The 13,910-nt window shown below is 67.6% G+C and carries 17 protein-coding genes and 1 tRNA gene; 11 read left to right on the top strand and 7 right to left on the bottom strand.

What is annotated here, in order from left to right; genetic code table 11:
- Genes C0R46_RS18095 through pabB form a run of 3 tightly spaced genes read right to left on the bottom strand, consistent with a single transcriptional unit; the run spans nucleotide 1 to nucleotide 2,832 of the window.
- Nucleotides 1-861, bottom strand: a complete 861-nt coding sequence (locus C0R46_RS18095; RefSeq protein WP_102961068.1) for an aminotransferase class IV — start codon at nucleotides 859-861, stop codon at nucleotides 1-3.
- Complete coding sequence (locus tag C0R46_RS18090) at nucleotides 854-1,438, bottom strand: anthranilate synthase component II (RefSeq protein ID WP_102961067.1); 585 nt, start codon at nucleotides 1,436-1,438, stop codon at nucleotides 854-856. Before C0R46_RS18090 ends, C0R46_RS18095 begins: the two co-directional genes overlap by 8 nt.
- Nucleotides 1,435-2,832, bottom strand: coding sequence for an aminodeoxychorismate synthase component I (gene pabB, locus C0R46_RS18085; protein ID WP_102961066.1), 1,398 nt, complete (start codon nucleotides 2,830-2,832; stop codon nucleotides 1,435-1,437). Before pabB ends, C0R46_RS18090 begins: the two co-directional genes overlap by 4 nt.
- A 294-nt stretch (nucleotides 2,833-3,126) precedes the next feature.
- On the opposite strand from pabB, the gene C0R46_RS18080 reads away from it, so the two are divergent.
- Nucleotides 3,127-3,414, top strand: a complete 288-nt coding sequence (locus tag C0R46_RS18080) for a hypothetical protein (protein WP_102961065.1) — start codon at nucleotides 3,127-3,129, stop codon at nucleotides 3,412-3,414.
- A gap of 29 nt (nucleotides 3,415-3,443) precedes the next feature.
- Here C0R46_RS18080 and C0R46_RS18075 read toward each other — a convergent pair whose 3' ends face one another.
- From C0R46_RS18075 to C0R46_RS18065, 3 genes are all read right to left on the bottom strand, one after another.
- Nucleotides 3,444-4,190 (bottom strand): Crp/Fnr family transcriptional regulator, encoded by a 747-nt coding sequence (locus C0R46_RS18075; RefSeq protein ID WP_102961064.1) that lies wholly within the window; start codon nucleotides 4,188-4,190, stop codon nucleotides 3,444-3,446.
- Nucleotides 4,191-4,396: 206 nt separating this feature from the next.
- Nucleotides 4,397-4,630 carry a DUF6894 family protein gene (locus C0R46_RS18070; RefSeq protein WP_102961063.1) on the bottom strand — a complete coding sequence of 78 codons (234 nt, stop codon included), beginning with the start codon at nucleotides 4,628-4,630 and terminating at the stop codon, nucleotides 4,397-4,399.
- 242 nt (nucleotides 4,631-4,872) lie between these two features.
- Nucleotides 4,873-4,962, bottom strand: a tRNA-Ser gene (locus tag C0R46_RS18065).
- Between the two features lie 386 nt (nucleotides 4,963-5,348).
- Between C0R46_RS18065 and C0R46_RS18060 the strand changes: the two genes are divergently transcribed.
- The 4 genes from C0R46_RS18060 (at nucleotide 5,349) to C0R46_RS18045 (ending at nucleotide 8,182) form a co-directional block, all read left to right on the top strand.
- The gene (locus C0R46_RS18060) at nucleotides 5,349-5,648 is read left to right on the top strand and encodes a hypothetical protein (RefSeq protein ID WP_102961062.1); all 300 of its coding nucleotides are present in this window, start codon (nucleotides 5,349-5,351) and stop codon (nucleotides 5,646-5,648) included.
- A 29-nt stretch (nucleotides 5,649-5,677) separates the two neighbouring features.
- A complete protein-coding gene (msrA, locus tag C0R46_RS18055) occupies nucleotides 5,678-6,349 on the top strand; it encodes a peptide-methionine (S)-S-oxide reductase MsrA (protein ID WP_102961061.1) in 672 nt (223 codons plus the stop codon).
- 159 nt (nucleotides 6,350-6,508) lie between these two features.
- Nucleotides 6,509-7,504 carry a BMP family lipoprotein gene (locus C0R46_RS18050; RefSeq protein ID WP_102961060.1) on the top strand — a complete coding sequence of 332 codons (996 nt, stop codon included), beginning with the start codon at nucleotides 6,509-6,511 and terminating at the stop codon, nucleotides 7,502-7,504.
- A 141-nt stretch (nucleotides 7,505-7,645) separates the two neighbouring features.
- Entirely contained in the window at nucleotides 7,646-8,182 is a 537-nt protein-coding gene (locus C0R46_RS18045; RefSeq protein WP_102961059.1) for a methylated-DNA--[protein]-cysteine S-methyltransferase, read from the top strand.
- A gap of 80 nt (nucleotides 8,183-8,262) precedes the next feature.
- On the opposite strand, the gene C0R46_RS18040 is transcribed toward C0R46_RS18045, so the two are convergent.
- Nucleotides 8,263-8,472, bottom strand: coding sequence for a SlyX family protein (locus tag C0R46_RS18040; protein ID WP_102961110.1), 210 nt, complete (start codon nucleotides 8,470-8,472; stop codon nucleotides 8,263-8,265).
- A 142-nt stretch (nucleotides 8,473-8,614) separates the two neighbouring features.
- Here C0R46_RS18040 and C0R46_RS18035 point away from each other — a divergent pair, with 142 nt between their 5' ends.
- From C0R46_RS18035 to C0R46_RS18010, 6 genes are read left to right on the top strand one after another with little or no spacing between them, the layout of a single operon-like run.
- A complete protein-coding gene (locus tag C0R46_RS18035) occupies nucleotides 8,615-10,147 on the top strand; it encodes an ABC transporter ATP-binding protein (RefSeq protein ID WP_102961058.1) in 1,533 nt (510 codons plus the stop codon).
- Nucleotides 10,144-10,593, top strand: coding sequence for a VOC family protein (locus tag C0R46_RS18030; protein ID WP_102961057.1), 450 nt, complete (start codon nucleotides 10,144-10,146; stop codon nucleotides 10,591-10,593). The genes C0R46_RS18035 and C0R46_RS18030 overlap by 4 nt, the downstream gene beginning before the upstream one ends.
- On the top strand, nucleotides 10,590-11,729 hold the full coding sequence (locus tag C0R46_RS18025; protein WP_102961056.1) for an ABC transporter permease: 1,140 nt from the start codon (nucleotides 10,590-10,592) through the stop codon (nucleotides 11,727-11,729). The genes C0R46_RS18030 and C0R46_RS18025 overlap by 4 nt, the downstream gene beginning before the upstream one ends.
- Complete coding sequence (locus tag C0R46_RS18020; RefSeq protein ID WP_102961055.1) at nucleotides 11,729-12,697, top strand: ABC transporter permease; 969 nt, start codon at nucleotides 11,729-11,731, stop codon at nucleotides 12,695-12,697. The genes C0R46_RS18025 and C0R46_RS18020 overlap by 1 nt, the downstream gene beginning before the upstream one ends.
- The gene (locus C0R46_RS18015; protein WP_102961054.1) at nucleotides 12,697-13,095 is read left to right on the top strand and encodes a cytidine deaminase; all 399 of its coding nucleotides are present in this window, start codon (nucleotides 12,697-12,699) and stop codon (nucleotides 13,093-13,095) included. The genes C0R46_RS18020 and C0R46_RS18015 overlap by 1 nt, the downstream gene beginning before the upstream one ends.
- Entirely contained in the window at nucleotides 13,092-13,895 is an 804-nt protein-coding gene (locus C0R46_RS18010) for a purine-nucleoside phosphorylase (RefSeq protein ID WP_102961053.1), read from the top strand. The genes C0R46_RS18015 and C0R46_RS18010 overlap by 4 nt, the downstream gene beginning before the upstream one ends.
- Nucleotides 13,896-13,910 lie beyond the last annotated feature (15 nt).

Raw genomic sequence — 13,910 nt, 5'->3', positions numbered from 1 at the left:
TCAGTCAGGCAGCCTCGCGCCGAGCTCGCGCGGGTCGCGTCCGCACTCGGCGGCGACGGCCTTGCAGAGCCGCTCCATTAGCAACCGCAGCGGATCCGGCAGTGCGACCGGTACCTCGTCTCCAAGGCTGGCGGGCGCGATGAGGCGCAGGCTGTTGCTGACGAACAGCGAGGCTCCTGCCAGATCCGCCGGAACAAGCGAGCGCTCGGCAATGGCCAGCCCGGCGTCCTCCGCCTGCGCCAGGATCCAGCGCCGCATGATGCCTGGCAGGACACCGTCCGCAAGCGGCGGCGTCGACAGGTGCCCGTCCTTCAGAGCGAAGAGGTTGCCGAGCGCGGTGCAGGCGACATGCCCGGCCGTGTTCAGGAACAGCGCCTCGTCGGCGCCTGCGGCCTTGGCCTCGTTTTGGGCGAGCACCGCATCGAGATAGGACAGGGACTTCAGCCGCGACAGCGGCGAGGTCTCGTTGCGCCGGATGCGCGCCGCCGCAAGTCTTAGCGGCGCGAACATCGATGTGGGCGCGAGCGGCGCCGCCGTGCCGAGAATGGTCGGCCGCGGCTCGGCCGGCATCTGCAGGCCGCGCGGGCCAGGCCCGCGCGTCACGCTGAGCCGGATCGATCCATCGCCCTGCCTTGCTGCGAGCGCCGTCATTGCCGCTTCGAGGTTGCTTTGGGCAACGGGGATCGACAGCTGCGCCAGCCCATCGGCGAGGCGTGCGAGATGATCGTTCCGGCGGAACACCACGCCGTCGATGAGAAGCGCCGTGTCGAAGAGGCCGTCCGCCAGCAGCAGCCCGCGATCCGCGGCGTCGATGGCGTTCCCGGCCGGCACGAAGGCCCCGTTCAGCCAGACCTCAGCCACGGAACGCTGCCGCGAGACGCAGGAAGTTGGCGAAGATGTCCGAGCCGCCTTCGGTGAGCACCGATTCCGGATGGAACTGGATGCCGTAGGTCGGATGCGAGCGGTGGGAGAGGCCCATGATCTCACCCTCCTCGGAGCGGGCGTCGACCTGCAGCGCCGCATCCAGCGCCGGCGTCTCCCTGACGATCAGGGAGTGGTAGCGGCCGGCCTGCATCGGCGCCGGCAGACCGGTAAAGAGGCCCGTCCCTTGATGTTCCACTGCCGAGGCGCGGCCGTGCAGCGGCCGGGCGGCGCGCTCGACGCGGCCGCCAAACGCTTCGCCGATCACCTGATGGCCGAGGCAGACGCCGAGGATCGGGACCGTGCCAGAGAGCTCCCGCACCAGCTCCAGCGAGATGCCGGCCTCGTGGGGCGTGCAGGGGCCGGGCGAGAGGATCACCGCCTCAGGCTGCATGGCGCGCACGCCATCCAGCGTCAGCGCATCGTTGCGGATGACGCTCGTCTCTGCGCCGAGGCGCCTCAGGTAGCGCGCGACGTTGAAGACGAAGGAGTCGTAATTGTCGACGACGAGGATCACGATGCCGTCTCGCCCGCGAAGGCTGCAAAGATCCGGCCCGCCTTGGTCAGGCTCTCGGCATATTCCCCCTCCGGTTCGGAGAGGATGGTGATGCCGCCGCCGGCCTGCAGCCGGGCCTGCCCGCCAGCGAGCGTCACGGTGCGGATGGCGATGTTGAGGTCCATCGACCCGTCGAACCCGATATAGCCGATCGACCCACAGTAAGGGCCGCGGGCCTTGCCCTCGATCTCGGTGATGATGTCCATCGCTCTCAGCTTCGGCGCGCCGGTGATCGAGCCGCCGGGGAAGGTGGCGGCAACGAGATCGAGTGCGTCACAGCCGGGCGCAAGGCGGCTCGTCACCACCGACACGAGGTGGTGGACCGAGGCGTAGCTTTCCAGGCCGCAGAGCACGGACACCTCGACCGAAGCCGGCTCCGAAACGCGCGACAGGTCGTTGCGCAGGAGGTCGACGATCATGACGTTCTCGGCACGGTCCTTGGCTGAGGCGAGCAACGCGTCCGCACTGTCCCGATCGGCGGCGGGATCGGCATGGCGTGGCGCGGTGCCCTTGATCGGCCGAGTCTCGACGGCGCCGCCGGACAGCTTCAGGAAGCGCTCCGGCGACGAGGAGGCGATCGCGAGATCGCCATAGTCGAGAAAGGCGGCGAAGGGGGCGGGATTGCTGTCGCGAAGACGCCGGTAGAAGGCGAAGGCGTCGAATCCGCCAGGCAGCTCGGCGGTGAAGCCCTGCGCGATGTTGGCCTGATAGATGTCGCCGTCGAGGATATACGACTTCACCCGCTCGATCGCGGCCGTGTACTGCTCGGCTGTCACGTCGGCACGCCAGGCGTCCCGCCGGACCAAAGGTGCGGCATCCAGCCCGGACGGCTCCGCCGGCGCCTGCAACACGGCCTCGAAGGCGGCGATCCGGGCCCGGCTGCGTGCCTCTCGCGTTCCCTGGTCGGCTTCCGGAAAGCCGGAGGAGATCAGCCATGCTGCCCTCTCAGCCAGGTCGAAGGCGATCACCGTGTCATAGAGATCGAAGCGCAGCATCGGCTTGGCCGGATCGAAATCGGCCGGCGCCGCGACGTGCTCGAGATGATGGGCGAAGTCATAGGCGATGAAGCCGACGGCGCCGCCCTGAAACGGCGGCAGTCCCGGGACCGGCTCCAGGGCGAAGCGTGACAGAACGCCGCGCAAGGCCTCCAGCGGCGGTCCCGCAAGCGCTGACCCGTCGAGACTGGCTCCTGCCGCGTCGACGCTGAAGCGGGCAAAGGGGCTTGCTGCGACATAGGCGTAGCGGCCGAGCTCGGCATGCGCCATCGCGCTGTCGAGAAAGGCGAGGCCGCCGAGCCGGCGGAGCCGCGCCGCCGCTTCGACCGGCGGCAGGAAGTCGATGCGACGATGCTGCATGGCTGATGAGATGCACGTTTGCCGCGATGAGGTAAAGCCGCGCTGCGGCGACGATGCTTGTGCGCAATGCGCGCTTGAGCCGACGGTGCGGACCCCGATTGTCCGCTGGCGGCGCGTAGGTCGCTCGGCTGCGGCCCGGCTGCGACATGCGCCCGGCTAATGGTGTTGCGGCTCCCTGGCTGGAACCCAGCCTTGCCCGCGACATTACGGCAAGCACCGTCAATACAGTGCAAACGTGATCGAGCGTCGGGCGGAAGCCGCTCTCGTCACAGCCCGACCTGCGAGGAGCTCGTCATGAAATGGATCGTCGTCGCCGCGGGTTGCGCTCTTCTCGCCGGCTGCAACACCACGCCATATCCGAATGGTACGCCGATCCGGGGTGCCGATCTGTCGGCCAACCGTCATGCTGGTTCGCGCGACGACTTCTGCCGGAACTATGCGCGGCAGACGGCTGCAAACGACTACGAGAACAGGGTCGATCGCGGCGAGGATGGCTTCGGCGAACGCGCCATCCACAGAAATCAGGCGCTGCGCCAGGGCGATCGCGCCTATCAGCGCTGCATCGAGGGGCGGCGCGGCTGATCCTGGCCGACCGCTCTGGACCGTTGCGATCAGGTGTTCCGGCGCGCGTCGAGCACCGCGCCTTCGTGCCTGAAGTGCAGGTAGTTCTCGTTGAACATCGCAATATTGATCAGCCCCGGCAGATCAACGATGTGGAACCGCTTGCCCTTCCAGACGATCAGCCCGCGTGCCCGCAGATCCTGGACCGTACGGTTGAGATGCACTGGCGTCATGCCGGTCGTTTCGGCCAGATCCGTCTGGCTGAACGGCATCTCGAACTGGCCGTCTTGGGCCTGCCCGACGCCGCGCAGGCGATAGTAGATCTCGCAGAACAGGTGCGAGACTCGCTCGATCGCATTGCGCTGCCCGAGATTGAGGATCCATTCCCGCTGGATGGATGCGGAGACCAGACCCTCCCACCACAGCGCCTGCGTGACCCGGGGCCGCTCCGCCGTCAGACGCTCCAGCTCCTCGCGTGGGATCTGCGCGACCCGCACCTTGATTAACGCCCCGATCGAATGGTCCATCTCGCGCAGGATGAAGACGTGGATGTCGCAGAGGTCGCCCGGCACGAACAGTGCCGTGATCTGACGGCGTCCATCCTCCAGCATCTTGTAGCGGCAGGCCCAGCCTTCGAGGATGAGATTGACGACGGTTGGACGATCACCCTCCTTGATGATGTCTTCACGCGGGCCGCAGACCTTCGTCGAGCTTCGTTCAAGATCCTGCAGTGCCGCGACATCGTCGGCAGAAAATCGGACGAACTGCTCCAGTTTCAGGACGAGTGGGCTGACCATGGCGGTCCCTTCTACTGAGATCTGCCGCTGACAAAGGCATGCGTGGTCAGCCAACGATAGACCTACTCTCGCTCCGGGGACATTAACTTTGCTTAGCGCGCCCGAATTCGTGCTCCATCCTGACTTGACGCTGCTGCAGGCGATTGACGCCGGTTGAGCGCAACCCGTCAGCGGGCCGTCAGCCGTCTGAAGTCACGGGAAAAGCCTCAGCCCTTCACGTCTTGCGAGCGCGTGGCGACCGAGAAGAACGTCGTGCCCGCGTCATCGCGAACGCGGACCTGCATCGTTTGGCCGCCGTCGACGAGACTCGGATCGTCCTTGAGACAGGCGCCGGCGAGGACGATCGCCTGCTTGCGGGCCTCGTCCGCGCTCGGCAACTCCACGCCGGTCGTGTCGGGGGAGAGGTGATGGTTGGACAGATCGAAAAAGTAGCGGGGCACGGGCTAAACCTCCATCAGGAGGCGAGCGGCGTCCTGTCGGGCCGCTTCTTGCGCCTTTCCGCTACGACATGCCACCACATGCATCAAGATCGGCCGCATTCGCCATCAATTGGAACGCGCATCGATTCGGCTCGTCCGCACGCAGCCCGTCAGCCACCGCATGACGGCCCAGTAGCCTGAACGGCGCGGCGCCTGTGGCGGTTTCGCAGAACCAGCCGTTGGTAGGTGCTCGTGGATCAAAATGGCGGAGAGAGGGGGATTCGAACCCCCGATACGGTTTCCCGTATACACACTTTCCAGGCGTGCGCCTTCAACCACTCGGCCACCTCTCCGTGCCGGTCCGATCGTACACTGATCCAGGGCGGTCGCCGTGGGCAGATCGACGCCGCTGGTCCGCCGAAAACTCGGCACGGCGTCGCTGGGGAAGTAGCGGGCGCAAGAAACCCGTCGCTCGCCCCTTGAGTCGAACGCGGCGGACTATAGCTGCAAAGCCACGCCGTTCAAGCGCAATTTCAGTCGCAGTGGGACGGGCGAATGGAGGCATCCGGTGCCGCAACGGTGATCGCCGCAGTCAGCTGCGGGGCACCCCGGCAGTTGCCTCTGGCGCCGTCTGCTCCCACATTTGCCGCATGCACCGCCGCCATGCGCGCAACGGCAGACCTCGCGCGTCGAGGCAGTGCCTGCCGGCGTGATGGTTGGGGCGGCTAGGGAGCTTTGGATGATCCGTTTCGTGATCCGTCTCGTCGGCATGCTCGTCCTGGCGGCCGCAGTGGTCTTCGCCGTCGGTGACATCGCCCGCACGATCGCCGACGATGTCGTGCAGATGACGCCGCTGGCCACGGCGCTCGCGACGCTCGGCCTCGCGCCGGCCTTGCCGCCAGATGCAGCAGCGCCGCTGCAGGCAGGCCTGGCCCAGCTTCTCGCGGCACCGACCTCGATCGTCCTCGCCGTCTTCGCCTTCATCATCCTGTTCATCGGGCGCCCGACGCGCCCGCGGCGGCTCGGCGCCCTGCGCTGAGCGAACCGACCTCACGAAGGAGATCCATCATGTCCATCCTCGACATGTTCGCCAGGAAGACGCAGCTGCCGCAGCCCGGCACGGCGCTGCCCGGGCGGGCCCAGCCGATCCCGACCGCGGCGAAGCACTTCGTCAACGGCAAGGCGCTGAAGGGGCCGTTCCCGGAGGGCTTTCAGACGGCTCTGTTCGGCATGGGCTGCTTCTGGGGCGTCGAGCGCAAGTTCTGGAACCTGCCCGGTGTCTATGTGACGGCGGTCGGCTATGCCGGCGGCGAGACGCCGAACCCGACCTATGAGGAGACCTGCACCGGCCGGACCGGCCATAACGAGGTGGTGCTCGTCGTCTTCGATCCGGACCAAGTGTCATATGAGACGCTGCTGAAGACCTTTTGGGAAGGGCATGACCCGACCCAGGGCATGCGCCAGGGCAACGATGTCGGCACGCAATACCGCTCCGGCATCTACACCTTCGACGCGGATCAGCGCCGGGCGGCCGAAGCCTCCCGCGCGGCCTATCAGGACGCGCTGCGGCAGGCTGGCCATCGCGGCACGATCACCACCGAGATCGTCGATGCGCCGACCTTCTACTATGCCGAAGATTACCATCAGCAGTACCTCGCCAAGAACCCGACCGGCTACTGCGGCGTCGGCGGTACCGGCGTCTCCTGCCCGATCGGCATTGCGGGCGTCGCGGCTGAGTAGAGCCCGCTGAGGCTTCATGATTTGAAGTGATTTCGCCGCCTAAGCGTGCCAGTCTGCCAGACTGCTGCGGCCGGCTGCTCCTTTGACGAGCCGTCGCCGCGAGACGGGTCGTCCCGCAATATCGGGCGCCCACTGCCCGATCAACAGGGAAGACGATCCATGCTCAAGGTCATCGCCGGTCTGCTCGCCGCCACCGTCCTGTCCGCCTCCGGCGTCTCCGCCGCCGAAATCAAGCCGGCGGTCATCTACGACCTCGGCGGAAAGTTCGACAAATCCTTCAACGAGGCGGCGCATGTCGGCGCCGAGAAGTACAAGACCGAAAAGGGCGTCGAGTACCGCGATTTCGAGCTGCAGAACGACGCCCAGCGCGAGCAGGCGATGCGCCGTTTCGCCCGTGATGGCTCGAGCCCCATCATCGTCATCGGCTTCAGCCAGGAAGCGGCGCTGAAGAAGGTCGCCGCCGAGTTCCCCGACACCAAGTTCGCCATTGTCGACTCGGTCGTCGATCTGCCGAACGTGCGCTCGATCCTCTTCAAGGAGGAGGAGGGCTCCTACCTCGTCGGCATCCTCGCGGCGATGAAGTCGCAAACTGGCAAGCTCGGCTTCGTCGGCGGCATGGACATTCCGCTGATCCGCAAGTTCGCCTGCGGCTACAAGGGCGGCGTCAAGGCGGCCAAGCCCGATGCGACGGTCGCCGAGAACATGACCGGCACCACGGGTGCGGCCTGGAATGACCCGGTGCGCGGCGGCGAGCTCGCCAAGGCGCAGATCGACGGCGGCGCCGACGTCATCTTCCATGCCGCCGGCGGCACCGGCATCGGCGTGCTGCAGGCGGCGGCCGATGCGGGCAAGTTCGGCATCGGCGTCGATTCCAACCAGAACGCGCTGCATCCGGGCCATGTCCTGACCTCGATGGTGAAGCGCGTCGACAATGCCGTCTACAAGGCCATCGACGATGCCGCGACGGACAAGTGGACGTCCGGCGTCAACATCCTTGGCCTCAAGGAAGATGGCGTCGCCTATGCCCTGGACGACAACAACGCCTCGCTGATCACGGACGAGATGAAGGCGGCGGCGGAGAAGGCCAAGGCCGACATCATCGCCGGCACGGTGAAGGTGCACGACTTCAGCACCGACTCCACCTGCCCGTACTGATCCGGCCAGTCGAATAAGCAGCGGCTGGCGGCTGCGCCGGCCGTTCGCTTGTCAGACGCCTAATCGGCGAGACGTGGCTGTTGAGGATCGGCAGGCCGGCCATGCCGCCGTCGCCTGCGACCTCTGGCCTGGGAGGAGCACATGCCGGACGCCATCCTCTACGCCTATGCCGACAGCCCGCTGGGGCCGCTACTCCTCGCAACGGCTGGCCAGGGGCTGCGCCTCGTCTCCTTTCCGGAGGGCTCGCGCACGCGCCGCCCCCTGGACGGCTGGCGGGAGGATCGTAGCGCCTTGGCCGAGCCGATGCGCCAGCTCGACGCCTACTTCGCCAAGCGGCTGAAAAGCTTCGATCTTCCCCTCGATCCAGTAGGCACGCCGTTCCAGCGCGCGGTCTGGCTGCATCTCGCCGGTATCCCGCATGGCAGCGTCACCAGCTACGGCGCGATTGCCGCCGCGCTCGGGCGTCCAGGTGCCAGCCGTGCCGTCGGTGCCGCCAACGGTGCCAATCCACTGCCGATCATCCTGCCCTGCCACCGCGTCGTCGGCGCCGATCGCTCGCTCACCGGCTTTGGCGGCGGCCTGCCGGCCAAGCGCTTCCTGCTGGAGCATGAGGGCGTCGCCGGGCTAAGCGGGATGGGCTCCGGCGAAGGCGCCGGGCAGCTGCGCCTGTTCGCCTGAAGGGCTCTGATCCGGTCCGCACAGCTGATGCGGCGGCCGGGCTTGCGGCCGCCGCAGCTACTCGGCGGCGCCTTTAACCCTCAGTAATGCGGCGGCTTGGTGATCTCCGGCCGCGGCGTCACCGCCTCTTCGAGAGCGCCGCAGCGCTCGGCGAGCCCCTTCACGGCCTTGCGCAGCTGCTCGATGGTCCCATAGGCTTTCTGGAGCTCCTCCGACAGTTCCTCGATCGCCTTGGCCTGATGCGCGGCCATGATCTCGAGATCGTCGATGCGGCTCGTCTCGTCGCTCACTGGTTCCTCCGTTTCCGCTTCGTCGGTGGCGGCGCCACGACGATAGCGCCGTGGCAGTGCCGCGCCCTCTGCCAAATCATGCTGGTCATACCGCTGTCTGCTGCTTTAAGCTTTCGGCGACAAGGACGTAGCTGAGAGTGCCATGGCGGACGCGGCGATCCAACTGATCGACATCGACAAGCGCTTCGGCGCCGTCCACGCCAACCGCAGCATCAACCTGTCCGTCGAAAAGGGCACCATCCACGGCATTATCGGCGAGAACGGTGCCGGCAAGTCGACGCTGATGTCGATCATCTACGGCTTCTACCAGGCCGACAGCGGCGAGATCCGCGTCGATGGCCGCCCTGCTTCCATCACCGATCCGAGCGCGGCGATCGCTGCCGGCATCGGCATGGTCCACCAGCACTTCATGCTGGTGCCGAACTTCACCGTCGTCGAGAATGTCATGCTGGGCGCGGAAAAGTCGCCCTTCCTCGGCGCCGGCATCGCCAAGGTGCGTGCCGAGCTGAAGCGCCTGGAGCGCGAGCATGCGCTCGACGTCGATCCGGACGCGGTGGTCGAGGAGCTTCCCGTGGGACGCCAGCAGCGCGTCGAGATCCTGAAGAGCCTCTATCGCGGCGCCGACATCCTGATCCTCGACGAGCCGACCGGCGTCTTGACGCCCGCCGAGGCCGACCACCTCTTCGCCGTGCTGCGGCACCTGCGCGACGAGGGCAAGACGATCATCCTGATCACCCACAAGCTGCGGGAAATCATGGCCGTGACCGACGCCGTCTCGGTGATGCGCCGCGGCGAGCTGGTGGCGACCCGCCGCACGGCGGAGACCAACGTCGCAGAGCTGGCCGAGCTGATGGTCGGGCGGCGGGTGCTCCTCACCGTCGACAAGGGGTCAGCCGCGCCGAGGGAGGTGCGCCTGTCGGTCGAGGGCCTGCGGGTACGCGACAGCCGCGGCGTCGTCATGGTGGACGACGTGTCCTTGAACCTGCGGGCCGGCGAGATCGTCGGCATCGCAGGCGTTGCCGGCAACGGCCAGTCCGAGCTGATCGAGGCGCTCGCAGGCATCCGCGCCACCGAAGCCGGCCGCGTCGCGCTGATGGGACGCGAGCTTGGGCCACAGGAGATGACCGATCCCGCCGGGCTGCGCGCGGCCGGCCTGGCTCATGTGCCGGAGGACCGGCACCATATGGGGCTCGTCCTGCCCTTCGAGGAAAACGAGAATGCGGTTCTCGGCTATCAGCGCGAGGCGCGCTTCGCCAGAGGGCCGCTGCTGGATCGCGCTGCCATGCGCCGGGACGCCGCCGAGAAGATCGCCGCCTACGACATCCGCCCGCCGGATTGCCGGCTGAAGACGGCCAACTTCTCTGGCGGCAACCAGCAGAAGATCGTCCTTTCCCGTGAGATGGAGCGTGATCCGGACGTTCTCCTGATCGGCCAGCCGACCCGCGGCGTCGATGTCGGCGCCATCGAGTTCATCCACCGCCGCATCGTCGAGATGCGCGATGCCGGCAAGGCGATCCTGCTCGTCTCTGTCGAGCTCGACGAGATCCGGGCGCTGTCGGACCGTATCCTGGTGATGTTCGCCGGCCGCATCGTCGGCGAGCGTGGGCCGGACGCAGGCGAGGGCGAGCTCGGCCTCCTGATGGCCGGCATCGAGGAACGCGAGGCGGCGGAATGAGGGACGCACGGATCTGCCTGGTGACGCTGGCGGTCGACGATCTCGCCCGTGCTGCCGCCTTCTATGAGGCGCTCGGCTGGAGCCGTGCGGACGCCGGCGGCGAGGGCGTCGTCTTCCTGCGAGGGGAGGGGATCGTGCTCTCGCTCTTCGGCCGCAGCGACCTTGCCGCCGATGTCGGTCTGGCTATGGACGGCAGCCGCCCGTACCCGAATGTGACGCTCGCCATCAACATGCCGAGCGAGCGCGACGTCGACCGCCTCTATGACAGCGCGACCGCCGCCGGCGCCTCGGCGGTGAAGCTGCCGCAGCCGACCTTCTGGGGCGGCTATGCCGGCTACTTCGCGGACCTCGATGGCCATCTCTGGGAGATCGCCCACAACCCGTTTTTCAGGCTGACGCCGGCGGGTCATCTCGACCTTGACCGTGCGGAGCGCGGCGCCGCATGAGCCGCCCCTTTGCCAAGCTGCCGGCCTGGATCGACTACGGCCTGATTCCGCTCCTCAACCTCGTCGTCGCCTTCCTGGTCGCCGGTCTCGTCGTGCTGGTGGTCGGCGAAAGCCCGGCCGAAGCCGCGATGCTGATGCTGCGCGGTGCCTTCGGCTATGGGGAGGGCGTCGGCTTCACCCTCTATTACACGACAAGCTTTATCTTCACCGGCCTTGCCGTGGCGGTCGCCTTTCATGGCGGCCTCTTCAACATCGGCGGCGAGGGTCAGGCCTATCTCGGCGGCCTCGGCATCACCGTCGTTGCGCTGGCGCTCGGCGGCATCCTGCCCTGGTGGCTCAACCTGCCGCTGGCCGCCGCCGCCGCGGCCCTCTTCGGTGCCGCCTGGGCGCTGATCCCCGCCTGGCTGCAGGCGCGGCGCGGCAGCCACATCGTCATCACCACAATCATGTTCAACTTCATCGCCTCGGCGCTGATGGTCTACCTCCTGGTCGGGCCCTTGAAGCCGGCCGGCTCGATGAACCCGGAAAGCCGCACCTTCGAGGCCGGCGCCAGCCTGCCCAAGCTCGACGGCCTGTTCGAGTTGTTCGGCGCCTCGCTCGGCGGCGCACCGCTGAACGTCACGCTCTTCGTGGCGCTGGCCGCCGCGCTCTTTGTCTGGGTGCTGATCTGGCGCACGCGGCTGGGCTACGAAATCCGCACGCTCGGCCACTCGCCGAAGGCCGCGCGATATGCCGGCATGGCTGAAACGCGCATCATCGTCGTCACCATGCTGATTGCCGGCGGGCTTGCCGGGCTGATGGCGCTGAACCCGGTTATGGGCGACCAGTACCGGCTCCAGATCGACTTTCCCGCGGGTGCCGGCTTCGTCGGCATCGCGGTGGCGCTGATGGGGCGCGGCCATCCCGCCGGCATCCTCCCGGCGGCACTGCTCTTCGGCATGCTCTACCAGGGCGGCGCAGAACTCGCCTTCGACATGCCGGCGATCTCGCGCGACATGATCGTCATCATCCAGGGGCTGGTGATCCTGTTTGCCGGCGCCCTGGAGAACATGCTGCGGCCGGGTGTCGGCGCGCTCTACGGCCGGCTCCGCCGGCAGGGGCCGGTTGGCGCCGAGGCTGGAAAGGCGACGGCCTGATGGATGCGGCTCTCGCCATCAACATCGTTGATTCCACCATCCGGCTGTCGACGCCGCTGCTCTTTGCCGCTCTGGCCGGCCTTTACTCCGAACGCTCCGGCGTCTTCGACATCAGCCTCGAGGGCAAGATGCTGATCGCCGCCTTTGCCTCGGCGACGGTGGCAGCGCTCAGCGGCTCGGCCTGGGCCGGGCTCCTCGCCGGCGTCGGCGCGGCCGTTGCCTTCGGCCTCGTCCACGGCTTCGCCTCGATCACCTGCCGCGGCAACCAGATCGTCTCGGGCGTTGCCATCAACTTCATCGCCGCCGGTCTGACGGTGATCCTCGGCCAGAGCTGGTTTGGCGAGGGCGGCCGCACGCCGCCGCTCACCGGCGATGCCCGCTTCAGCGACAAGGTCCTGCCCTTCGCCCAGGAGCTGTCCGGCGTTCCCGTCGTCGGGCCGATCTACAGCGGCATCATCTCGGGGCAGAACGTCCTCGTCTATCTCGCCTTCCTGCTGGTGCCGGCGACATGGTGGGTACTCGCCCGCACCCGCTTCGGCCTGCGGCTGCGCGCCGTCGGCGAGAACCCCGCCGCGGTCGACACGGCCGGCATTTCGGTTGCCTGGTTGCGCTACCGCGCCGTGATCATCTGCGGCGTCCTCACCGGCCTCGCCGGCACCTATCTTGCGGTGGCGCAGGCGGCCGGCTTCAACCGCGACATGACCGCTGGCAAAGGCTACATCGCGCTCGCCGCGCTGATCTTCGCCAAATGGCGCCCTGTTCCGATCCTTTTCGCCTGCCTGCTCTTCGGCTTCCTCGATGCGATCTCGATCCGCATCCAGGGTGTTGCGCTGCCCGGCATCGGCACGGTCTCCGTGCAGTTCGTGCAGGCGCTGCCCTATATCCTCACCGTCGTGCTGCTCGCCGGCTTCGTCGGACGGGCCATTCCGCCGCGCGCAGGCGGCGTGCCTTACGTGAAGGAGCGGTAATGGCCGCGAACGACCTCTTCGAGCGTGCACACACGGTGATGGGCCGGGCTCACGCGCCCTATTCGCGCTTTCCCGTCGGCGCGGCGATCAGGACAAGCGACGGACGCATCTATGCCGGCTGCAATGTCGAGGTCGTCAGCTTCCCCGAAGGCTGGTGCGCCGAGACGACGGCGATCGGCCAGATGGTGGCCGACGGCGGCGGTACGATCGCCGAGATCGCCGTTGTCGCCGAAAAGAAGCGGCTCTGCACGCCCTGCGGCGGGTGCCGCCAGCGTATCGCTGAATTCGGCTCAGCGGCAACGCGCGTCCATCTCTGCGATGCGGCGACCGGCATCGTCGAGACGGTGGGCCTCGCCGATCTGCTGCCGCGCAGCTTCGAGGCGGAGAGCCTCGGATGACTGAACAACGCCGGTCCTTGCGCGAGCACCTGCCGACCTGCGAGGCTCGCATCGCCATCATCCTCGGCTCGGGGCTCGCCGGACTGGCGGATGCCGTCGAGGAGCCGGTCCGCATCCCCTATGATGCGATCGCGGGCTTTCCGCGCATCGGCGTCAGCGGCCATTCGGGCGAGGTGGTCGCGGGGCTGCTCGGCGGCGTGCCTGTGCTGCTCCTGTCCGGCCGCGTCCACTATTACGAAAACGGCGATGCGAGCGCGATGCGCCCGGTGATCGAAGCGTTGGCCGCCTTCGGTATAGGGACTCTGGTGCTGACCAACGCCGCCGGGTCGCTGCGCGAGGAGATGGCGCCGGGCACGGTGATGCTGATCGAGGATCACATCGCCTTCTCCGGCCGCAATCCGCTGATCGGCGAGCCCTCCGATCGCCGCTTCGTCGGCATGACCAGCGCCTATGACGCAGCCTTGCGCGAAAGCCTGATCGCGGCGGCAGCGGCAGAAGGGGAGACGCTGCATCGGGGCGTCTACATGTGGCTTTCCGGGCCGTCCTTCGAGACGCCGGCCGAGATCCGCATGGCGCGGCTGCTTGGCGCCGACGCCGTCGGCATGTCCACGGTGCCGGAAACGATCCTCGCCCGCTTCTGCGGCCTCAAGGTCGCCGCCGCCTCTGTGATCACCAATTACGGGGCCGGCATGACCGGGGCCGAGCTGTCCCATGCCGAGACCAAGGACGTGGCGCCGCGCGGCGGCCGCAGCCTCGCCGCGATCCTGAAGCGGGCATTGCCGGCGCTCGCCGCGGCCTGAGCATTGCCGCCGCTC

The organism is Mangrovicella endophytica, from assembly GCF_002893625.1.
Taxonomy (GTDB): domain Bacteria; phylum Pseudomonadota; class Alphaproteobacteria; order Rhizobiales; family Rhizobiaceae; genus Mangrovicella; species Mangrovicella endophytica.
The sequence above is the reverse complement of the archived record's forward strand: the minus strand, read 5'-3'. Positions and strand labels throughout refer to the sequence as shown.